The sequence below is a fragment of the Glycomyces sp. YM15 genome (assembly GCF_016918015.1).
GTDB lineage: Bacteria > Actinomycetota > Actinomycetes > Mycobacteriales > Micromonosporaceae > Glycomyces.
Genome location: NZ_JAERMK010000013.1, coordinates 22,305 through 44,392, shown reverse-complemented (window position 1 = coordinate 44,392; position 22,088 = coordinate 22,305). Strand labels below are relative to the sequence as shown.

18 protein-coding genes are annotated in these 22,088 nt (G+C 67.6%); 15 read left to right on the top strand and 3 right to left on the bottom strand.

All coding sequences use genetic code 11. The annotated features are described in order from the left end of the window. Positions 1-152: 152 nt before the first annotated feature. Positions 153-1,787 (bottom strand): ABC transporter permease, encoded by a 1,635-nt coding sequence (locus tag JHY01_RS15370; RefSeq protein WP_205326539.1) that lies wholly within the window; start codon positions 1,785-1,787, stop codon positions 153-155. Next, complete coding sequence (locus JHY01_RS15365; RefSeq protein ID WP_205326538.1) at positions 1,784-2,710, bottom strand: ABC transporter ATP-binding protein; 927 nt, start codon at positions 2,708-2,710, stop codon at positions 1,784-1,786. The genes JHY01_RS15370 and JHY01_RS15365 overlap by 4 nt, the downstream gene beginning before the upstream one ends. A gap of 92 nt (positions 2,711-2,802) precedes the next feature. On the opposite strand from JHY01_RS15365, the gene JHY01_RS15360 reads away from it, so the two are divergent. From JHY01_RS15360 to JHY01_RS15310, 11 genes are all read left to right on the top strand, one after another. Further along, positions 2,803-3,321, top strand: a complete 519-nt coding sequence (locus JHY01_RS15360; protein WP_205326537.1) for a GbsR/MarR family transcriptional regulator — start codon at positions 2,803-2,805, stop codon at positions 3,319-3,321. 72 nt (positions 3,322-3,393) lie between these two features. Continuing rightward, positions 3,394-3,675, top strand: coding sequence for a preprotein translocase subunit SecE (gene secE, locus JHY01_RS27395; protein WP_205326536.1), 282 nt, complete (start codon positions 3,394-3,396; stop codon positions 3,673-3,675). A gap of 270 nt (positions 3,676-3,945) precedes the next feature. Further along, positions 3,946-4,674: a transcription termination/antitermination protein NusG gene (gene nusG, locus JHY01_RS15350; RefSeq protein WP_307814462.1), complete on the top strand. Its 729-nt coding sequence runs from the start codon at positions 3,946-3,948 to the stop codon at positions 4,672-4,674. 181 nt (positions 4,675-4,855) lie between these two features. Further along, a complete protein-coding gene (gene rplK / locus JHY01_RS15345; RefSeq protein ID WP_136528430.1) occupies positions 4,856-5,284 on the top strand; it encodes a 50S ribosomal protein L11 in 429 nt (142 codons plus the stop codon). A gap of 106 nt (positions 5,285-5,390) precedes the next feature. Further along, on the top strand, positions 5,391-6,086 hold the full coding sequence (gene rplA / locus JHY01_RS15340; RefSeq protein WP_205326534.1) for a 50S ribosomal protein L1: 696 nt from the start codon (positions 5,391-5,393) through the stop codon (positions 6,084-6,086). A 276-nt stretch (positions 6,087-6,362) separates the two neighbouring features. After that, positions 6,363-6,899 carry a 50S ribosomal protein L10 gene (gene rplJ, locus JHY01_RS15335; protein ID WP_205326533.1) on the top strand — a complete coding sequence of 179 codons (537 nt, stop codon included), beginning with the start codon at positions 6,363-6,365 and terminating at the stop codon, positions 6,897-6,899. Positions 6,900-6,935: 36 nt separating this feature from the next. Beyond that, the gene (rplL, locus tag JHY01_RS15330; protein WP_205326532.1) at positions 6,936-7,313 is read left to right on the top strand and encodes a 50S ribosomal protein L7/L12; all 378 of its coding nucleotides are present in this window, start codon (positions 6,936-6,938) and stop codon (positions 7,311-7,313) included. A gap of 197 nt (positions 7,314-7,510) precedes the next feature. Beyond that, on the top strand, positions 7,511-8,794 hold the full coding sequence (locus tag JHY01_RS15325; protein WP_205326531.1) for a hypothetical protein: 1,284 nt from the start codon (positions 7,511-7,513) through the stop codon (positions 8,792-8,794). Between the two features lie 176 nt (positions 8,795-8,970). Next, positions 8,971-9,270: a hypothetical protein gene (locus JHY01_RS15320; RefSeq protein WP_205326530.1), complete on the top strand. Its 300-nt coding sequence runs from the start codon at positions 8,971-8,973 to the stop codon at positions 9,268-9,270. Between the two features lie 911 nt (positions 9,271-10,181). Then, the gene (locus JHY01_RS15315) at positions 10,182-13,613 is read left to right on the top strand and encodes a DNA-directed RNA polymerase subunit beta (protein WP_205326529.1); all 3,432 of its coding nucleotides are present in this window, start codon (positions 10,182-10,184) and stop codon (positions 13,611-13,613) included. A gap of 95 nt (positions 13,614-13,708) precedes the next feature. Continuing rightward, positions 13,709-17,599, top strand: a complete 3,891-nt coding sequence (locus JHY01_RS15310; protein WP_205326528.1) for a DNA-directed RNA polymerase subunit beta' — start codon at positions 13,709-13,711, stop codon at positions 17,597-17,599. A 231-nt stretch (positions 17,600-17,830) separates the two neighbouring features. Here JHY01_RS15310 and JHY01_RS15305 read toward each other — a convergent pair whose 3' ends face one another. Further along, positions 17,831-17,968 carry a hypothetical protein gene (locus tag JHY01_RS15305; RefSeq protein ID WP_205326527.1) on the bottom strand — a complete coding sequence of 46 codons (138 nt, stop codon included), beginning with the start codon at positions 17,966-17,968 and terminating at the stop codon, positions 17,831-17,833. Between the two features lie 104 nt (positions 17,969-18,072). Here JHY01_RS15305 and JHY01_RS15300 point away from each other — a divergent pair, with 104 nt between their 5' ends. The 4 genes from JHY01_RS15300 (at position 18,073) to fusA (ending at position 22,064) form a co-directional block, all read left to right on the top strand. Then, positions 18,073-18,435: a hypothetical protein gene (locus tag JHY01_RS15300; RefSeq protein WP_205326526.1), complete on the top strand. Its 363-nt coding sequence runs from the start codon at positions 18,073-18,075 to the stop codon at positions 18,433-18,435. 656 nt (positions 18,436-19,091) lie between these two features. Beyond that, a complete protein-coding gene (gene rpsL, locus JHY01_RS15295; protein ID WP_136528419.1) occupies positions 19,092-19,463 on the top strand; it encodes a 30S ribosomal protein S12 in 372 nt (123 codons plus the stop codon). A gap of 3 nt (positions 19,464-19,466) precedes the next feature. Beyond that, a complete protein-coding gene (gene rpsG / locus JHY01_RS15290; RefSeq protein WP_205326525.1) occupies positions 19,467-19,937 on the top strand; it encodes a 30S ribosomal protein S7 in 471 nt (156 codons plus the stop codon). Positions 19,938-19,958: 21 nt separating this feature from the next. Beyond that, positions 19,959-22,064, top strand: a complete 2,106-nt coding sequence (gene fusA / locus JHY01_RS15285) for an elongation factor G (RefSeq protein WP_307814461.1) — start codon at positions 19,959-19,961, stop codon at positions 22,062-22,064. The last annotated feature ends 24 nt before the right edge of the window (positions 22,065-22,088 follow it).

The following is a 22,088-nucleotide window of genomic DNA, read 5'->3' as shown; positions in this document are numbered from 1 at the left end:
TACGACAACGCATTGTCGCGAGCGCCGGAACGCGCCGCGCGCCACGCGCGAAACGGCGCCGCCGGTCCGGGGTGTCGGACCGGCGGCGCCCGGTTTCCTTGGTGTGACGGTCGTTGCGGGTCGGTCGCAGTGCTCGCCAACTGCTGTGCCCTTTAACTGAACTGGAGGTCCCGGCGCCGGATCCCGGTGAATCCGAGCATCGCGATCACGGCTGCGACCACGGTGAGGACCGCGAACGCGACCCAGTCCACGTCCTCCAGCGGGTACTCGGCGACGTGCTCGAACGGCGAGATCTTCCCGACCCACTCGGGCATGTCGAGGAGCGAGCCGAAGTAGCCGACGATGAACACGTACAGCCACAGCAGCCAGCGCAGCGCCCCGAACCTCGGCACCCAGCCGAGCAGCGCGAACGCGGCCGCGATCACGACCCACACGGCGGGCAGGTAGTTCACCTGCGCGAGCACGAGCTTCCCGAACGCGTCCCAGCCGAGTGAGCTCGCGCCCACCAGTGCCAGCCCCAGGCCGCCGAGCAGGGTGCCGACGGTCCCGTTGACCATGGCCGCCGCGTAGTACGAACCGGGCCAGCCCGAGCGGGCGACCGGCGAGGCGGCGAGCAGCTCGCCCCTGCCGCCGGTCTCCTCCTTGCGGGCGCGGCCGATCACCAGGAGCGCGAAGATCAGCGCGAAGAAGCCCTGGATCTGGGTCACGGTGACGGCGAAGGAGTCCTCGGCGGGCGCGGAGCTGCCGCGGGTGAGGACCTCGCGCTGGGTCTCCGACATGCCCTCCAGGAACTCGTCGGCGCTGCCGAGGACCGAGCCGTAGGTGAGGCCGAGCAGCAGCATGCTGATGACCGCGGTCCACAGCATGCCCTTGGTGATCCGGAACGTCAGGGCCGTCGCCGAGCGCAGTCCGGGCTTGGCGGTCGCGCGGCCCGGCCGGGCCGGCAGCATGCCCGCTCCGAAGTCGCGCTTGGCGACCAGCGCGAACGCGAGCCAGACCAGGGCCGCCGACACTCCGACGGCGACACCGAGCGGCCACCAGCGCTGCTCCGGCGTGTAGACGAAGGTCAGTTCCGGCCAGCCGATGGGCGAGATCCAGGCGAGGCCGCTCTCCTGCGCGTACCCGGCGCCGGCCATGAGGAACGAGAAGCCGAGGACCGCGAACGCGAGGCCGTTCGACGTCGAGCCGTAGCTGCCGATCTGGGCGCACACGGCGGTGATCGCGGCGAACGTGATGCCGGTGGCGGTGAACGTCAGGCCGTACAGGACCGCCTGGCCGAGCTCCGTGCCCTCGATGCCGGTCACCGTCAGCGTGACGAGTGCGCCGAGCACGGCGGCCGCGATGAGGGACAGCCACAGGGCCGCGGCCAGGTCGGCGCGGCGGCCGATGGGTTGCGAGCGGACGACCTCCGAGCGGGAGGTCTCCTCGTCGGCGCGCGTGAGCCTGGTGACGAGCAGGATGAACATGACGCCGGTGACCGCGAGCGACCACATGAGCATCTGGTGGGCGAACATCGCGCCGACCGAGTCCCCGTACACGTCGATGTACTCGACGGGCCCGGTCATGAACCGCATCGCGGGCGAGTCGAGCAGGACCGCGGCCTCGATGCGGGACTGGGCGTCCGGGTAGAGCTCGGGCAGCGACACGGACATCAGCCAGCTGAAACCGGCCAGGCCGCCGAGCCAGGCGATGAGGAAGATCCGGGTGCGGCGCAGGTAGAACCGAAGCAGCTTGCCGGTGCCGGCGAGGGTGCTCAGGTCGTCGCGTTCGGCGACCGCGGTGGTCATGACTCGGCGCCTTCCCCGTTCGGCACGCCCGAGGCGGCGAGCTCGTCGCCGTAGAAGCGCAGGAAGATCTCCTCGAGCGACGGCGGCTCGCAGGTGAGCGCGGCGACGCCGGCGACGGCGAGCTGCGCGAGCACGTCGTCGAGCGCGCCGGTGTCGACGCTGCACTCGATGTCGAGCCCGTCGGTCTTGAGATCGTGGACGCCCTCGTTGTCCTCGAGGCCGCGCACGGGGTTCTTCAGGGTGGCGCGCAAGCGCGAGCGCGAGAAGTGCCGCATCTCGGCGAGCGTGCCGGTCTCGACGATGACGCCCTTGCGGATGATGCTCACCCGCTCGCACAGCGCCTCGACCTCGCTCATGATGTGGCTGGAGAGCAGCACGGTGCGGCCGGCGGCCGAGGCCTCCTTGACGCATTCGTTGAAGACCGCTCCCATGAGCGGGTCGAGACCGGAGGTGGGCTCGTCGAGCAGGAGCAGGTCGACGTCGGCGGCGAACGCGGCGACGAGCGCGACCTTCTGCCGGTTGCCCTTGGAGTAGGAGCGGCCCTTCTTGCGCGGGTCGAGGTCGAAGCGCTCGAGGAGTTCGTCGCGCTTGCGCTTGTCGATGCCGCCGCGGAGGCGGCCGAGGAGGTCGATGGTCTCGCCGCCGGTGAGGCCGGGCCAGAGGGCGACGTCGCCGGGGACGTAGGCGAGGCGCTTGTGGAGCGTCGCGGCGTCCTTCCAGGGGTCGCCGCCGAAGAGTTCGGCGCGGCCCTCGTCGGAACGGAGCATTCCGAGCAGGACGCGGATGGCGGTGGACTTCCCGGCGCCGTTCGGGCCGAGGAAGCCGTGCGTCTCACCTCGGGTCACTTCGAGGTCGAGACGGTCGAGGGCGGTCACGTGGCCGAAGCGCTTGACCAGTCCTTCAGTGCGGATCACTGCGTTCATGCGCTCAAGTTATCATAGATTTCATGAATTCATGAAACTTCTGACGTGTCAAGATATCATCAAGAACCGTCCGCGGGCGTCGAAGGGGAATGATGGAAGAGCACACCGCAGAGCGTAAGGCCCTGCTGGAGTATGTGGAGCAGTTCGCGGCGATCCTGAACGACAGCGGACTCCAGCGCATGTCGGCGCGGGTGTTCTCCTACATCCTGGTCGACGACGCCGACACCTACACCGCCGCCGAGGTGGCCGAGGGCCTCGGCATCAGCCTCGCCGCGGTCTCCGGCGCCGTCCGCGAGCTGACCACCGCCGGACTCCTCATCAAGGGCCGCCGCGCCTCGACCCGCGCCGACGTCTACCGGCTCTTCGACGAGGACATCTGGGGATCGATCATGCTCGACCGCACCCCGATCATCGACCGCTACCTGGACACCGCCATCGCCGGCATCGAGACGCTGCCCGAGGGCCCGGGCCGCGACCGACTCGTGCAGACCGCCGCGTTCATGGAGTTCACCAAGACCGAGATGGCCGCGATGCGCGCGAAGTGGCACACCCGCCGCGAAGAGCTGTGCGCCGCCTACGTGGAGCGCCGCCGAAGCGCCCCGCCGCGATAGTGACGTGTTATACGGCTCCGGTATGCTGCTAGCCTGACCGCCCCGATCAGACGAACCCTGGAGGAAGCCGACGTGGCCGACGACACGAGCCGCTCCGATGCGACCGCTGACAAGGGTCGTCCCACGCGCAAGCAAGGCGAGAAGACCGTTTCCCGCAACCCCGTGAAGCGCCTCGGCCGCTTCCTCAAAGAGGTCGTCGAGCAGCTGCGCAAGGTCGTCTACCCGACCCGCCGCCAGCTCATCACCTACTCGATCGTGGTGATGGTCTTCGTCGGCATCGTGATGGCCTACATCGGCGGCCTCGACCTGCTCTTCGGCGACCTCGTCCGCCGGGCCTTCGGCGCCGGATCCTAGGACCCCCGCCCGTCCGTCCCGGCCTTCGCCGCGGCGGGCGGAATGCGTGACCTGCGCCGGTTCGCCGGTGCCTGAGATGCGCCGCCCTCCGGAGCGGCTACCCTAGTGGTATGACGCGCGCCGGTTCCGCCGGCGCGCGACTTCACAGGCGGGGATCGCCATATCCGAGCATCCGGTCGAGAACCGGGCCGGTCAAGAGAGCACCGTCGTAGAGAATGTTCAGTCGCAGTACCTCGCCGTTGCGAGGTCGAGCCGGAATGAGAGTTGAGCGTGTCTGAGTTCGACGAGGCCCTGAAGAACGAGGTCGCGGCGCAGGCTGCCGCGGCGCAGGCTGCGGACGTCGACGCGGAGCCGGAGATCGACGAGGACGCCGCGACCGGCGAGCCCGAGGTCGACCCGGCGGAGGCGCTGCGCGCCAAACTGCGCTTCGCGCCCGGCGAGTGGTACGTGCTGCACTCGTACGCCGGCTTCGAGAACCGGGTGCGCTCCAACCTGGAGAACCGGATCCAGTCCTTCGACATGGAGGACTTCATCTACCAGATCGAGGTCCCCACCCACACCGAGGTGGAGATCAAGAACGGCAAGCGCTCGAAGGTGGAGGCCAAGGTCTTCCCCAGCTATGTGCTCGTCCGCATGGAGATGACCCCCGAGTCCTACTCGGTCGTGCGCAACACGCCCGGCGTGACCGGCTTCGTCGGCGTCGTCGACCGCACCGACCGGCCCAGCCCGCTCCCGCTCGACGAGGTCATCCAGTGGCTGCTCCCGCCGGAGCAGAAGCCCAAGGACGAGGCCCAGGCGGAGACCGGCGGCGGCGACGTCGACATCAAGGTCGACTTCACCGAGGGCGAGTCCGTCACCGTCGTGGACGGCGCCTTCGCCTCCATGCCGGCCACCATCGCCGAGATCAACGCCGAGCAGCAGAAGCTCAAGGTGCTCGTCTCGATCTTCGGCCGCGAGACCCCGGTCGAGCTCAACTTCAACCAGGTCTCGAAGCTGTAGCACGAGCTACAGGTCACATACCTCCTTCAGAGTGCCCGCCACCTGGGCGAGTACCCTGGATGAGTTGCGCGCAGGCCGCTGGCGTGCGCGCGCATGGAAGGCGGGGAAGTCGATCCCCGCAAAGCCAACCACGGCGAAGCTTGCGAGCCGTAAGTTAGCCCAGGATCAAGAGAAGGACACGATGGCTCCCAACAAGAAGGCCGTTGTGACGTTCAAGCTGGAGCTCGCGGGTGGCCAGGCCACCCCGGCCCCGCCGGTGGGTCCCGCCCTCGGCCAGCACGGCGTCAACATCATGGAGTTCTGCAAGGCCTACAACGCGGCCACCGAATCCCAGCGCGGCGAAGTCCTCCCCGCTGAGATCACGGTGTACGAGGACCGTTCGTTCACGTTCGTCCTCAAGACCCCGCCGGCCGCGAAGCTCCTGCTCAAGGCCGCCGGTGTCGCGAAGGGCTCCGGCGAGCCCCACCGCGTCAAGGTCGGCAAGGTGACCCAGGCCCAGGTGCGCGAGATCGCGGAGAAGAAGCTCCCCGACCTCAACGCCAACGACCTCGACGCCGCGTCGCTCATCGTCGCGGGCACCGCCCGCTCCATGGGCATCACGGTCGAATAGCACCGTCGAGTAGGCACGTCAGGCCGCCGACCAGCTCGGCGTCACCCAGACCAACCCAGTGGAAGGGCGCGCGCCCGCCCTCACCACGACATCCGAAGGATGGAACATGAAGCGCAGCAAGAAGTACACCGACCTCGCCAAGAAGGTCGACCGCACGCAGCTCTACGCGCCCGCCGAGGCGACCGGGCTCGCGAAGGAGACCTCGCCGACCAAGTTCGACGCCACCGTTGAAGTGTCCCTTCGACTCGGCGTCGACCCGCGTCAGGCCGACCAGCTCGTCCGCGGCACCGTCTCCCTGCCCCACGGCACGGGCAAGACCGTCCGCGTCATCGTCTTCGCCGAGGGCGACAAGGCCGAGGCCGCCGTCGCCGCCGGTGCCGACGAAGTCGGCTCCGACGAGCTCGTCAAGCGGATCTCCGAAGGCTGGCTCGACTTCGACGCCGCCGTCGCCACGCCCGACCAGATGGCCAAGATCGGCCGGATCGCGCGCATCCTGGGCCCGCGCGGTCTCATGCCGAACCCGAAGACCGGCACCGTCACTCCCGACGTCGCCAAGGCCGTCTCGGAGATCAAGGCCGGCAAGATCTCGTTCCGCGTCGACAAGCACGCGAACCTGCACCTGCCGATCGGCAAGACCAGCTTCACCGCTGAGCAGCTCGCCGAGAACTACAGCGCCGCCCTCGAAGAGGTGCAGCGCCTGAAGCCCGCCAGCTCCAAGGGCGTGTACCTCAAGAAGGCGACGATCTCCACCACCATGGGCCCGGGCATCCCGGTCGACCCGCAGGCGGTCAAGATCAAGTAAGCGCCGCAAGGTGTGACGTGGCCCCAGTGCAGGCTCCTGCGCTGGGGCCACGTTCACACCCCGTGCTAATTTAGAGTCCACAACCCAAAGACCGTTCGGTTACCGCCTCGTGCGGTTGTAAACCACCCGGAACCGACGTAGGGCGACTACTCGAAGCGACCATGGTGTGGGCCAACCCAGTTGGCCTCAGGTCCCAGTGATGAGGCGTCCCGCGGGGCGCCTTTTTTGTCGCCTCCGCGACGGTTGAGGATTGATCAGCCGAGAAAGGAGGGAATTATGGCTGAACGGGAATACCCGGCGGGTAAGCAGACCGCCATCGCCGAACTCGCCCAGGACTTCTCCAACGCGAACGCCACGGTGCTCACCGAGTACCGCGGTCTCACTGTTGCAGAACTCCGCGAGCTGCGGCGTTCCCTCGGCGAGGGGACGCACTACCGCGTCGCCAAGAACACCCTTGCCAAGCGCGCTGCCAACCAGGCCGGTGTCACCGGACTGGACGAGCTGTTCGTCGGACCCACCGCGATCACCTTCATCGAAGGCGACCCGGTGGAGGCCGCGAAGAGCCTGCGAGCATTCGCCAAGTCGCACGAAGCCCTGGTGATCAAGGGCGGTTACATGGAGGGCAAGCCCCTCACCGTCGATGAGATCACCAAGCTCGCCGACCTCGAGTCGCGCGAAGTGCTCCTGGCCAAGCTCGCCGGCGCGCTGAAAGCCACCGCGCAGAAGACCGCCTCCGTGCTCGCCGCCCCTGCCTCGCAGGTGGCCCGGCTCGGTGCGGCGCTGCAGGACAAGAAGGCGGCCAGTGGGGAGTAACCCCACTAGCCCGAGACTTTAAAGAAAGGACACACCATGGCTAAGCTTTCCACCGCGGAACTGCTCGACGCGTTCAAGGAGATGACCCTCCTCGAGGTCTCCGAGTTCGTCAAGGCGTTCGAGGAAGAGTTCGACGTCACCGCCGCCGCTCCGGTCGCCGTTGCCGCCGCTGCCGGCCCGGCCGCCGAAGCCGCTGTCGAGAAGGACACGTTCGACGTCGTTCTCGAGTCTGCCGGCGAGTCGAAGATCAAGGTCATCAAGGAAGTTCGCGGCCTGACCGGCCTCGGCCTCAAGGAAGCCAAGGAGCTCGTCGAGAGCGCCCCCAAGGCTGTCGTTGAAGGCGCGAAGAAGGAAGACGCGGAGAAGGCCAAGGAGGCCCTCGAGGGCGCCGGCGCCACCGTCACCCTGAAGTAATCGCGACTTCCGTGATTTGAAGAAGGGGCCTCCCAGCCCTTGTACGTGGACCGGGTCCGCACCGCCGTAAGGCGGCGCGGACCCGGTCTTCTATGTCCCGCAAGAAATCTGAGAAAGAGTTCCGCCCGGGCGCAACGAAACCGGATCATCGCCACGTCTTGCGTGTAGACACACCCACGTACTCAAGGAGATGGACGATGTCCGCAAGGAGATGGGCGGCCGGGCTCGGCGGGGCGACAGTGCTCGCGTTGACCGCCGGCTGCGGAATGCTCGGCATCGGCGGCGGCGAGGAGGCGAAGTCCGATGAGCAACGCCTCATCGAGATGCTCAACGAGAGCCGCCGCGTCGAGAGCGAGCTCATGGCGGCCGAGTTCCGCATCGTCCAGAACTGCCTGGAGGAGCAGGGCCACACGGTCCACGAACCGTGGGCCATGCAGACGTACGAAGAGCCGGAACAGGACTCCCTCACCTACGGCTACGCCCACGAGGAATTCCTCCTTCCCGCCGAAGAGGCGAAGGAATGGGGATTCGGCCAGTGGGCGAACTCCGAAGAAGGCTACGAGGACCCCGCGAGCGAGGACTACTACACCGCTCAAGAGGAGAAGTGGGAAGAGGAGGAGGGCGACTGGGAGGAGCCCGACTCCTCCGACTGGGACGCGCTCACCCCTGAGGAGCAGTACGACTGGTACGTCGCCTATCAGGGCGAGGCGTACGCCGAGTACAGCTGGGGCTCACGCGAGGACTACGTCGGCTCCATGGAGGCCGAGGAGGAATTCTCCGATGAGGAGCTCACCGAGGAGGAGCTCGCCGAGCTCGATGAAGATGCCGCCGAAGACGAGGGCGAGATCATCGTCGAGGAAGAGGAGAGCTGGGAGGAGCCCAAACCGGGCGGCTGCCAGCTCGAGATGATCGAGGCGCTCTACGGCGAGCCCAAGATGGTCGAGGAGAGCTGGGAGAGCGAAGACGGCGGGTCCGAGACCTACACGTACTGGGAGTACCGCCCGCGCAACCCGGCTTACGGGGACACCGAGGAGAGCATGTGGGAGGACATCGAGGCCGACTACGCCGCCGCGATGTCGGACCTGCAGCTGGAGTTCATCGACTGCATCGCCGGCCGCGGATACGAGGGCTGGGAGTTCACCGAGTACAACAGCATGCCCATCTGGGAGTTCTTCGGTTCCCTCTACTACCAGAACGCCAGCGAGGACGAGCGGGAGATGATGATGGGCGGCGACTCCGACACGGAGCTCCCGCCGATCCCCGAGACCGCCGGCGACTCGTATGAGGAGTGGAAGGCCTTCGAGATCCAGACGGCCGTCGACTTCTCCGAGTGCGGCGAGGAGGTCGGCTACGCCGACGCCTCCGAGAAGGCCTACGACGAAGCGCACATCAAGGCCTACACCGCCATCGAGGAAGACGTGTACGCCTGGCAGGAAGAGATGAGGAACGCCATCTCCAAGGCGCAGGAGCTCATCGAATAACAAGCCACCTCTCCATCGGGGAAGAAAAGGCCCGGGTTGCGCAGATGGGGCGCGACCCGGGCCGCCCTCGTATCCTCGCCGCGCGACGCAATGCCGATACGCGGCACCGAAAACCCTCGGGCGACTCCCGGTCCTCTTCCCCTCCACGGCGGCGGCGGTCGCCGCCGATCATCGCAGTGGAGGACGGCCTCGTGGTCGAGCCCGGCAGCGTGCCCGAGCGCCGGACGGCATCGAGGCGCCGGGAGGCCTACGGGATCGGCATGGCCGTCGGGCGCCGCGACTGCGCCGAGAGCACCGGCTGCCGCGAGGCCGCCCACCATCAGGTCCAGCTCGATCGGTTCCTCTCCATGGACGAGGAGCCGTACGCCTCCAGGGACGACCTGCGCGCGGCCATCGAGCACGCCCAAGGCGCCATCGAAGGCTGGGCACGAGCCCGCAGCCGAGACCGCGTCACCTTCGCGGCGCCCGCTCGTTGAACAAGGCGAGGCGGTCGGCCTGTTCGCGGGCCCTCCGCCGAGGTGTGCGGCCGGGACGCCGCATTGCGGCCGGGCGCCGGAACGCGCGAGCGCTCCGACACCGGCGGCAGGCGACGCAGAGGCGTCCCGCGCCCGCACCGAACCGGGCCGCGGCGACCGCTCCGCAGCGGTTCGCCCCCCGGCACGTCGAATCCGCCGCCACCCGACCGCGCGCCGCTGTCGCGCGACACGCCCGGGCTCGAGAGCTTGTGCGTCCCTTTGCAACGGCCGTCCATCGCCCTCGCGCCCGGCCCCCGGCAGCCGTCCGCGCCCTCGCTGTGCTGGGCTTCACCCGCTCGCCGAGCGCCCGCCGCGCCCGCCGCGAGCGCCGGTTCAGGCGCTGGGGCCGAACGGGCGCATCCGGGCGAATTAGACGCCTGACTTGACGAACTGTGACTTGATCCTGCAAACTAGTTCCTCAAGCGCCACTGCGTGGCGCGCGCAACGTCCGCCCCCACCGGGCCGTCCCGGCACCGCGGACGAAGCGCAGCGGGGCCGCCGCGGGGCGGCTCGAAAGGCAGGACGGTCCCGGGGAGCGTGCGAACCGGTACTCGGAGCGATGTACGGAAGGAACTTCGGCAGCGGGAGAGATTGTCGTCACCCCTTACCCCACTACCCGGTGGGGAAGTTGACACTTGCCGGAGCGTACATTAAGCTATTAATTTGCGCTGCCTCCTTCACGCCTTCTTGACGCGGTGAGGGTCGGTGGACGGTGGGGATTCCAGGCAATCGACCGACGATGGACGCCGACTTACGGCTGCTCCGGCTCGATTTGATGCCCGTCTCCGGCTGTCCCCGTCTATCCCGCATCGGTGCGGTGACTGCGGCATGCGCCGGCCGTCGTAACAATCAGGTCCTCGGAAGGACGAATCTTGGCAGCTTCCCGCACTGGCAAGACCAGCTCCAGCAAGAGCAAGCACGCACCTCGCCGTATCTCGTTCGGCAGGATCGAAGAGAAACTCGAAGTCCCGAACCTTCTGGCGCTCCAGACCGACTCGTTCGACTGGCTCGTCGGCAACGAGGCCTACCGCGCCCGCGTGGGCGAGGAAGCGGTGAGCGGCCTCGACGAGATCCTCGAGGAGATCAGCCCGATCGAGGACTTCTCGGGCACCATGAGCCTGTCCTTCTCCAACCCTCGCTTCGACGAGGTCAAGGCCCCCATCGAGGAGTGCCGCGAGAAGGACCTCACCTACTGCGCCCCGCTGTTCGTCACGGCGGAGTTCATCAACCACACCACCGGCGAGATCAAGAGCCAGACGGTCTTCATGGGCGACTTCCCCATGATGACCCCCAAGGGCACCTTCATCATCAACGGCACCGAGCGCGTGGTCGTCTCGCAGCTCGTCCGTTCGCCCGGCGTGTACTTCGACAAGCAGCCCGACAAGACCTCCGACCGCGACCTCACCAGCGCCAAGGTCATTCCCGGCCGCGGCGCCTGGCTCGAGTTCGACATCGACAAGCGCGAGACCGTCGGCGTGCGCGTGGACCGCAAGCGCCGCCAGGCCGTCACCGTGCTGCTGAAGGCGATCGGCTGGGACAACGACCGCATCCGCGAGCGCTTCGGCTGGTCCGAGCTCATGATGACGACCTTGGAAAAGGACACCATCAACTCGCAGGACGAGGCGCTGCTCGACATCTACCGCAAGCTCCGTCCGGGCGAGCCGCCGACGAAGGACAACGCGCAGTCGCTGCTGGAGAACCTGTTCTTCAACAAGAAGCGCTACGACCTCGCGAAGGTCGGCCGCTACAAGGTCAACAAGAAGTTCGGCCTCGACTCGCCGATCTCCACGGGCGTGCTCACCGAGGACGACCTGGCCGCGACGATCGAGTTCATGCTGCGCCTGCACTCGGCCGAGCCGGGTTACGGCCCCGACGACATCGACCACTTCGGCAACCGCCGCCTGCGCACCGTCGGCGAGCTCATCCAGAACCAGATCCGGGTGGGCCTCTCCCGCATGGAGCGCGTCGTGCGCGAGCGCATGACGACCCAGGACGTCGAGGCGATCACGCCGCAGACCCTGATCAACATCCGCCCCGTGGTGGCCGCGATCAAGGAGTTCTTCGGCACCTCGCAGCTGTCGCAGTTCATGGACCAGGTCAACCCGATCACGGGTCTGACCCACCGCCGCCGCCTCTCGGCGCTCGGCCCGGGCGGTCTCTCGCGAGACCGCGCCGCCATGGACGTGCGCGACGTGCACCCGTCGCACTACGGCCGCATGTGCCCGATCGAGACGCCCGAAGGCCCGAACATCGGCCTCATCGGCGCGATGTCGACCTTCGCGCGCGTCAACCCGTTCGGCTTCATCGAGACGCCGTACCGGAAGGTCGTCGACGGCAAGGTCACCGACGACATCCAGTACCTGACGGCCGATGAAGAGGACCGCTTCACCATCGCCCAGGCGAACCAGCTGCTGAACGAGGACGGCTCGTTCATCGACGCGCAGGTCCTCGCCCGCGGCCGCGGCGGCGAGGCCGAGCTCCTGACCGCCGACGAGATCGACTTCATGGACGTCTCGCCGCGCCAGATGACCTCGGTCGCCACCGCGCTGGTGCCGTTCCTCGAGCACGACGACGCGAACCGCGCCCTCATGGGCGCGAACATGCAGCGCCAGGCCGTGCCGCTCATCAAGACGGACTCGCCGCTGGTGGGCACCGGCATGGAGTACCGCGCCGCGGTCGACGCCGGCGACGTGGTCGTCGCCGAGGCCGACGGCCTCGTCGAGGACTCCAGCGCCGACTACATCACCATCGCGCAGGACAACGGCATGCGCCGCACCTATCTGCTGCACAAGTTCCGCCGTTCGAACGCGGGCTCGTGCATCAACCAGGTGCCCCTCGTCACCGAGGGCCAGCGTGTCGAGGCCGGCCAGCCGATCGCCGACGGTCCGTCCACGGACAAGGGCGAGATGGCGCTGGGCAAGAACCTGCTCGTCGCGTTCACCACCTGGGAGGGCCAGAACTTCGAGGACGCCATCGTGCTCTCCTCGCGCCTGGTCGAAGAGGACGTGCTCACCTCGATCCACATCGACGAGCACGAGGTCGACGCCCGCGACACCAAGCTGGGTCCGGAGGAGATCACCCGCGACATCCCGAACGTCGGCGAGGAGATGCTCTCCGACCTCGACGACCGCGGCATCATCCGCATCGGTGCCGAGGTCGAGGACGGCGACATCCTCGTCGGCAAGGTCACGCCCAAGGGCGAGACCGAGCTGACCCCGGAGGAGCGGCTGCTGCGCGCGATCTTCGGTGAGAAGGCCCGCGAGGTCCGCGACACGTCGCTGAAGGTCCCGCACGGCGAGGCCGGCACGGTCATCGGCGTCCGCACCTTCTCGCGCGAGGACGGCGACGAGCTGTCCCCGGGCGTCAACGAGATGGTCCGGGTCTACATCGCCCAGAAGCGCAAGATCGGCGTCGGCGACAAGCTCGCCGGCCGCCACGGCAACAAGGGCGTCATCTCCAAGGTGGTGCCGCAGGAGGACATGCCGTTCCTGCCGGACGGCACGCCGGTCGACATCCTGCTCAACCCGCTGGGTGTGCCGGGCCGTATGAACATCGGCCAGGTACTGGAGGTCCACCTCGGGTGGGCTGCCAAGACCGGCTGGAAGCTGGAGGGCTTCGACGAGGCCTGGCAGCAGGCCCTCAAGGCCATCGGCGCCGACGAGGCCCCGGCGAACTCCAAGGTGGGCACGCCCGTGTTCGACGGTGCGCACCCCGAGGAGGTCACGGGCGTCCTGGCGAGCACGCTCCCCAACCGCGACGGCCAGCGCATGGTCGCCCCGACGGGCAAGGCGCAGCTGTTCGACGGCCGCTCCGGCGAGCCGTTCCCGGACCCGATCTCGGTCGGCTACATGTACATCTTGAAGCTGAACCACATGGTCGACGACAAGATCCACGCGCGCTCGACCGGTCCGTACTCGATGATCACCCAGCAGCCGCTCGGCGGTAAGGCCCAGTTCGGCGGCCAGCGCTTCGGTGAGATGGAGTGCTGGGCCATGCAGGCCTACGGCGCCGCCTACGCGCTGCAGGAGCTGCTGACGATCAAGTCCGACGACGTGGTGGGCCGCGTGAAGGTCTACGAGGCCATCGTCAAGGGCGAGAATGTGCCCGAGCCGGGCATTCCGGAATCGTTCAAGGTGCTGCTCAAGGAGCTCCAGTCGCTCTGCCTCAACGTGGAGGTGCTGTCCGCCGACGGGCAGGCCATCCAGATGACGGAGAGCGACGACGAGGTCTTCCGCGCGGCCGAGGAGCTGGGGATCGACCTGTCCCACGAAGAGCCCTCGAGCGTGGACTTCGAGAGCGCCTGACGTCGAGTGAGAGCGGGTGGCACCGATCTGCAAGAGCCGCCCGCTCCCGCCAACGTCTCATCCAATCCTTAAGAACCATCAAGGGGAAGAGTTCAGTGCTCGACGTCAACTTCTTCGACAAGTTGAAGATCGGCCTCGCCACCGCCGAGGACATTCGGCAGTGGTCGCACGGCGAGGTGAAGAAGCCCGAGACCATCAACTACCGCACTCTGAAGCCTGAGAAGGACGGTCTTTTCTGCGAGAAGATCTTCGGTCCGACCCGGGACTGGGAGTGCTACTGCGGCAAGTACAAGCGGATCCGCTTCAAGGGCATCATCTGTGAGCGCTGCGGCGTCGAGGTGACCCGTTCGAAGGTCCGCCGTGAGCGCATGGGCCACATCGAGCTCGCCGCTCCCGTGACCCACATCTGGTACTTCAAGGGTGTTCCCTCGCGCTTGGGCTACCTGCTGGACCTGGCGCCGAAGGACCTGGAGAAGGTCATCTACTTCGCGGCGTACGTGATCACCGCGGTCGACGACGAGGCCCGCCAGCGGGACGTCCCGACCCTGGAGAACGAGATCGTCGCCGAGAAGCGCCACCTGGAGCAGCAGCGCGACGCCGCGATCGAGGAGCGCGCCTCGAAGCTCGAGGGCGACCTGGCCGAGCTGGAGGCCGAAGGCGCCCGCGCCGACGTCCGCCGCAAGGTCAAGGACGGCGGCGAGCGCGAGATGCGCCAGATCCGCGACAAGGCGCAGCGTGAGATCGACCGTCTCGACGAGGTCATGGACACGTTCCGCAAGCTCGAGGTGCGTCAGCTCATCGGTGACGAGATGCTCTACCGGGAGCTGCAGCAGCGCTTCGGCGAGTACTTCACCGGCGGCATGGGCGCGGAGTCCATCAAGAACCTGCTGGAGAACCTGGACCTGGACGCCGAGGCGGTCAGCCTGCGCGAGACGATCGCGACCGGCAAGGGCCAGAAGAAGCTCCGTGCGCTCAAGCGCCTGAAGGTCGTGGCCGCGTTCCAGGCCACCGGCAACTCGCCGCTGGGCATGGTCCTCGACTGCGTGCCGGTGATCCCGCCGGAGCTGCGCCCGATGGTGCAGCTCGACGGCGGCCGCTTCGCGACCTCGGACCTGAACGACCTGTACCGCCGCGTCATCAACCGCAACAACCGCCTGAAGCGCCTGATGGACCTCGGTGCGCCCGAGATCATCGTGGCGAACGAGAAGCGGATGCTGCAGGAGTCGGTGGACGCGCTGTTCGACAACGGCCGCCGCGGCCGCCCGGTGACGGGCCCCGGCAACCGTCCGCTCAAGTCGCTGTCCGACATGCTCAAGGGCAAGCAGGGCCGGTTCCGCCAGAACCTGCTCGGCAAGCGCGTCGACTACTCGGGCCGTTCGGTCATCGTGGTCGGCCCGCGCCTGAAGCTGCACCAGTGCGGTCTGCCGAAGCAGATGGCGCTGGAGCTGTTCAAGCCGTTCGTGATGAAGCGCCTGGTGGACCTGAATCACGCGCAGAACATCAAGTCGGCCAAGCGCATGGTCGAGCGCGCGCGTCCGGTCGTGTGGGACGTGCTCGAAGAGGTCATCTCCGAGCACCCGGTCCTGCTCAACCGCGCGCCCACGCTGCACCGCCTCGGCATCCAGGCGTTCGAGCCGCAGCTGGTCGAGGGCAAGGCCATCCAGCTGCACCCGCTGGTCTGCACCGCCTTCAACGCCGACTTCGACGGCGACCAGATGGCCGTGCACGTCCCGCTGAGCGCCGAGGCCCAGGCCGAGGCCCGCATCCTGATGCTGGCGTCGAACAACATCCTCAAGCCCTCCGACGGCAAGCCGGTGGCCCTGCCCACGCAGGACCAGATCATCGGCCTGTACTACCTGACGCACCGTTCCGAAGGCCGCGTCGGCGAGGGCCGGGCGTTCGCCGACGAGGGCGAAGCGCAGATGGCGAAGGACCGCGGCGAACTGGACCTCCAGGCGCCCATCCGGATCCGCCTGGACGGCATCGAGACCATCAACAACGGTCCCGGTGCGGAGCCGTGGACGGCCCCCGAGGGCTGGACCCCGGGCGAGCCGCTGCTGGTCGAGACGACGCTGGGCCGCGTGTTCTTCAACGAGTGCCTGCCGCCGGACTTCGAGTACGTGAACTACGAGGTCCGCAAGGGCCAGCTCTCGGAGATCATCCACGACCTGTCCGAGCACTACTCGAAGGTGCAGCTGGGCGCCTGCCTGGACGCTTTGAAGTCCGCGGGCTTCAAGTGGGCCGGCTGGTCCGGTGTGACCATCGGCATCGAGGACGTCGTGGAGCCGGCGCACAAGGCCGAGATCCTCGAGAAGTACGAAGCGGACTCCGCCAAGATCGACAAGCAGTACGTGCGCGGTCTCATGACCGCCGAGGAGCGCCGCGGCGAGCTGACGGAGATCTGGACCAAGGCCACGGCCGAGGTGCTGGAGGACCTGAACCAGACGCTGCAGCCGGAGAACCCGCTGTGGCAGATGATCAACTCGGGCGCGCGAGGCAACATGCTGCAGCTGCGCCAGATCGCGGGCATGCGCGGCCTGGTGGCGAACCCGAAGGGCGAGATCATCCCGCGTCCGATCAAGTCCTCGCTGCGCGAGGGCCTGACGGTGCTGGAGTACTTCATCTCCACCCACGGTTCCCGCAAGGGCCTGGCCGACACCGCGCTGCGTACCGCCGACTCGGGTTACCTGACCCGTCGTCTGGTGGACGTCTCGCAGGACGTCATCATCCGCGAGGACGACTGCGGCACCGACCGCGGCCTGGAGTTCCAGGTCTCGGTCGAGATCGACGGGCGCCTCGTCGAGTCCGACCTGGTCGACTCCTCGATCGACGCGCGCAACCTCGCGGACGACGTCGAAGTCGACGGCAAGGTCGTCCTCGAGCGGAACACGCCGCTGAACTCGGACCACATCGCCGCCCTGGTCGCGGCGGGCGTCAAGGACGTGAAGATCCGCTCGGTGCTCACCTGCGAGTCCCGCCAGGGCGTCTGCGCGGCCTGCTACGGCCGGTCGATGCCGACGGGCGAGAAGGTGGACCTGGGCGAGGCCGTGGGCATCATCGCGGCCCAGTCGATCGGTGAGCCGGGCACGCAGCTGACGATGCGTACCTTCCACACCGGTGGCGCGGCGACCTCGCAGGACATCACGCAGGGTCTGCCCCGTGTGCAGGAGGTCTTCGAAGCGCGTGTCCCGAAGGGCAAGGCGCCGATCGCGGAGGCGAGCGGCACCGTGCGCATCGAGGACGCCGAGAAGAGCCGGAAGATCATCATCACCCCGGACGACGGTTCCGAGGAGATCGTGGTCGAGAAGGTGCCGCGCCGTCTGCGCCTGCGCTTCGGCGACGGCGAGCACGTCGAGGTCGGCGAGAAGCTCGTCGAGGGCACCATCGACCCGCACGAGCTGCTGCGCGTGCTCGGTCCGCGGAAGGTCCAGCGCCACCTGGTGGAGCAGGTCCAGGACGTGTACCGCTCGCAGGGCGTGATGATCCACGACAAGCACATCGAGATCATCGTGCGCCAGATGCTCAAGCGCGTCACGATCATCGACTCGGGCACCCTGGAGTTCCTGCCGGGCTCCCTGGTCGATCGCCTGGAGTTCGAGGAGCAGAACCGCAAGGTGCTGGCCGACGGCGGCGAGCCGGCCTCCGGCCGCCCGCAGCTCATGGGCATCACCAAGGCCTCGCTGGCGACGGAGTCGTGGCTGTCCGCGGCCTCGTTCCAGGAGACCACCCGCGTGCTCACCGAGGCCGCGATCTCCGGCAAGTCCGACTCGCTGGTCGGCCTGAAGGAGAACGTGATCCTGGGCAAGCTGATCCCGGCCGGTACCGGCATCGCCAAGTACCGCAACGTGTCGGTCGAGCCCACCGAGGAAGCCAAGGCCGCGGTCTACTCCCTCGGCGGCTACGAGGACACGACCGCTTCGGCCTTCGCCTACGGCGGCGGCCCGGCGGTCAGCCTCGAGGACTCCTACGACCTGGGTTCCTTCTAGAAGCAACAACCTGCCGATTCCCGACGGCATGAAGAAACCGGTGGGGGGGGGGGGCGGGGCCCCCCCCCCCCCCCCCCCCCACCGGCGTCTTGCGAAGGCAAGCAAGCGGCTCCTGGTGTATTCGAACTGACCTGGGCTCCTGACGGGCGCGCGACCTGGTCGTATGGAGGCGGAGAAGTCGCAGGCGAGCCCCATGTCGTCTGGCGGCGGATTGGCACCCATGACATCTTCTCAGCGGCGGCGCGAAGCGCCGCCGCTTTCGTCGTCCGGTGCGGGAAGCCGGGCGGCCCATTCGGGCTCGTCTTCGATGCCGTCGCCGCTGATCGAATCCCAGAGAGCAGCGTCCTCGGAGGCGCACCACTCCTCCACCGCGGCTCGGCAGTGCTCGCCGAGTTCCGCTTCGCATGGGCGGTTCGCCGTGCGGTGATGTTCCCCCGCCGGTCGAGGCGGGTCAACCGCAATAGGATGGGCGGGTGGTTGAGGTGCAGCGGGTTCTCGGGGTCCGGCATCCGGATGATCCGGAGCCGGTGGAGTCCACCAAAGTCGTGGCGGCGCGGCTGCTCGCGAGCGTCGGGGTCGCCTTGTCGCCCTTTGTGGGCGGTGCGATTCCGGCACTCATCGCCTTGTTGCTCGCGCGCCAGGCCGAGGCCGATATCCGTGCCTCCGAAGGGTTCCTGCTCGGCGCCTCGCGGCTGCCGGTGATCCGGCGGCTCTCCTGGACCGCCATCGGGATCGCCGCCGCGGTGATCGTGGCGGCCCTGCTCGTCTGGGTGATCGCGCTCGCCCGCGCGGCCGGCGATGCGAGCTACGGCGGCGGCGTCGCGGTTTCGCTCTGACGACTCGGGGAACTGCTGGTGAACAGCGCCTCCCAAGGGGCATCCCGCGCGGATCCGTCCCGCATCGCGAGCTAATATAGGCCACGGTGTGTCTACCGCACCGAACGAACAGGTCAACCCCAGAGCGCGGCGAGGTTCGCCGAACCGAGCACTGGAACTCGCCCCAAGCTCCGTGACACTGAACACGGATGCCTTGCGGGTCGAAAACGGCTTTGACCTTGTTCGTTAGGCTAGGTAGGCTTCTCCCTTGCGCCTGGACACCGCTTTGAGCGGCATGGTGGCCCTGTCGACTCCGGCAGCTCGGTCCCCGTGAGAGCCAGGCCAGGTTGCGTGCCTGCAAGATGGCGGGATCTGATCCCGTCGGCTGGCGTCACCGGCACGCATCCTTCGCACTGGGGGCTTCGTGAACTCGGCTTTCTCGCCGGTCCTATCGGATTCGTTCGCGAACGCGTCTGAACCTGCACGATGGTCGACCTTGGTCTGCCGCTGTTGCCGGTTAGGGTCCGGAGAGACGCGACACGCCCGAACGCGGGGGACGGGAACCCACGCCGTTGAGCTGGGCCGTTATACGGCCAAGGTTCGAGCGCGCGGGTGAACAGGTGACGTCGCATTGTCAGGAATACGCAACCGTCGACTGTTGAGAGGGGTTCGCCTCAGTGCCAACCATCCAGCAGCTGGTCCGCAACGGCCGCAAGGTCAAGACCAGCAAAACCAAGACGCCCGCGCTGAAGGGCAGCCCGCAGGCTCGCGGCGTGTGCACGCGTGTGTACACCACCACGCCCAAGAAGCCGAACTCGGCCATGCGCAAGGTCGCCCGTGTGCGCCTCATGAACGGCACCGAGGTCACCGCCTACATTCCGGGTGTCGGCCACAACCTCCAGGAGCACTCCATCGTGCTGGTCCGCGGCGGTCGTGTCCGCGACCTCCCCGGTGTCCGCTACAAGATCATCCGCGGCGCGCTCGACACCCAGGGTGTCCGCGACCGCAAGCAGGCCCGCAGCCGCTACGGCGCGAAGAAGGAGAAGTAAGCCATGCCGCGTAAAGGTCCCGCGCCGCGCCGGCCGCTTACCGCCGACCCGGTCTACAACTCGGTGCTCGTCACCCAGCTCATCAACAAGGTCCTCAAGGACGGCAAGCGCCGCCTCGCCGAGCGCATCGTCTACGAAGCCCTCGAGAACTGCCGCAAGAAGGCGGACTCGGACCCCGTGGTCATCCTCAAGCGCGCGCTCGACAACGTGAAGCCGACCCTCGAGGTCCGCTCCCGCCGCGTCGGTGGCGCCACCTACCAGGTCCCGGTCGACGTGCGCCCGCAGCGCGCCACGACCCTGGGCCTGCGCTGGCTCGTCGGCTACGCCCGCGACCGCCGCGAGAAGAGCATGGTCGAGCGTCTCACGAACGAGATCCTGGACGCTTCGAACGGCCTCGGCGCAGCGGTCAAGAAGCGCGAGGACACGCACAAGATGGCCGATTCCAACAAGGCATTCGCGCACTACCGCTGGTAGTCGCAGAGAGACTGAGAGATCGTGGCTAACAAAGCTAACGCGGCGCTCGCCAAGCTCCGCAACATCGGCATCATGGCCCACATCGACGCCGGCAAGACGACCACCACCGAGCGCATCCTGTACTACACGGGCGTGTCGCACAAGATCGGTGAGGTCCACGACGGCGCCGCGACCATGGACTGGATGGAGCAGGAGCAGGAGCGTGGTATCACCATCACCTCCGCCGCTACCAAGTGCGAGTGGGACGACCACATCATCCAGATCATCGACACGCCCGGCCACGTCGACTTCACCGTCGAGGTGGAGCGCTCGCTCCGCGTCCTCGACTCCGCCATCGCCGTCTACGACGGTGTCGCGGGCGTCGAGCCGCAGACCGAGAACGTCTGGCGCCAGGCGAACAAGTACGACGTTCCGCGTATGTGCTTCGTCAACAAGCTGGACCGCACCGGTGCGAACTTCTTCCGCTGCGTCGAGATGATGCAGGACCGCCTCAACTCCAACACCGCGGTGATCCAGCTCCCGATCGGGAACGAGGCCGACTTCATCGGCGTCGTCGACCTGGTCGAGATGCACGCCAAGGTGTGGCGCGGCGAGACCGGTCTGGGCGAGGAGTACACGGTCGAGGAGATCCCCGCGGACCTGGCCGACCAGGCCGAGGAGTACCGCGAGAAGCTCCTGGAGACCCTCTCGGACGTCGAGGACGAGTTCGCGGAGAAGTTCCTCTCCGGCGAGGAGATCACGACCGCCGAGATCAAGGCCGCGATCCGCAAGGCCACGATCGCCAACCAGATCAACCCGGTGCTCTGCGGCACCGCGTTCAAGAACAAGGGCGTTCAGCCCCTGCTCGACGCGGTCGTGGACTACCTGCCGAGCCCGCTCGACATCCCGGCGATCCAGGGGACCCTCACCGACAACGAGACCCCCGCCGAGCGTCACGCGGACGTCGAGGAGCCCTTCGCCGGTCTGGCCTTCAAGATCCAGACCGACAAGCACCTCGGCCGCCTGACCTACGTCCGGATCTACTCGGGCACGGTCACCACCGGCACCCAGGTCATCAACTCGACCAAGGGCCGCAAGGAGCGCGTCGGCAAGATCTACCAGATGCACGCCAACAAGCGCGAAGAGCGCTCGGAGGCGCAGGCCGGCGACATCATCGCGGTGCAGGGCCTCAAGGCCACCACCACCGGTGACACGCTCAGCGACTCGAGCAACCAGGTGATCCTGGAGTCGATGATCTTCCCCGAGCCGGTCATCGACGTGGCCATCGAGCCCAAGTCGAAGGCCGACCAGGACAAGCTGGCCACCGCCATCCAGCGCCTCGCCGAAGAGGACCCGACCTTCCGGGTCAAGACCGACGAGGACTCCGGCCAGACGATCATCTCGGGCATGGGCGAGCTGCACCTCGACATCCTGGTCGACCGCATGAAGCGGGAGTTCAACGTCGAGGCCAACATCGGCAAGCCGCAGGTGGCCTACCGCGAGACGGTCACCCAGCGGATCGAGAAGGTCGAGTACCTGCACAAGAAGCAGACCGGTGGTTCCGGTCAGTTCGCGCGCGTGCTCGTCAACCTCGAACCGCTGGAGATGAAGTCGAACGAGGACGAGATCTTCGCCTTCGACGACAAGATCACCGGTGGCCGCATCCCGCGCGAGTACATCCCGTCGGTCAAGGCCGGCGCGGAGTCCGCGCTCGAGGACGGCGTCCTGGCGGGCTACCCGCTGGTCGGCGTCAAGATGGAACTGATCGACGGTCAGTACCACGAGGTCGACTCCTCGGAAATGGCGTTCAAGATCGCCGGTCGCATGGCGCTCAAGGAAGCCGCCAAGCGGGCGCGCCCCGTGATCCTCGAGCCGATGATGTCCGTGGAGGTCATCTGCCCCGAGGACAACATGGGCGACGTCATCGGCGACATCAACTCCCGTCGCGGCATGGTCCAGGAGATGGGCGAGCGCGGCAACGACCGTACGGTCAAAGCCGTCGTTCCGCTGTCGGAGATGTTCGGTTACGTCGGCGACCTGCGGTCGAAGACGGCCGGGCGTGCGAACTACTCGATGCAGTTCGACACCTACGCCGAAGTCCCGGCGAACGTCGCCAAGGAGATCATCGCCAAGGCGACAGGCGAGTAAGCGTTTCGGGCGCCCAAGCCTGGG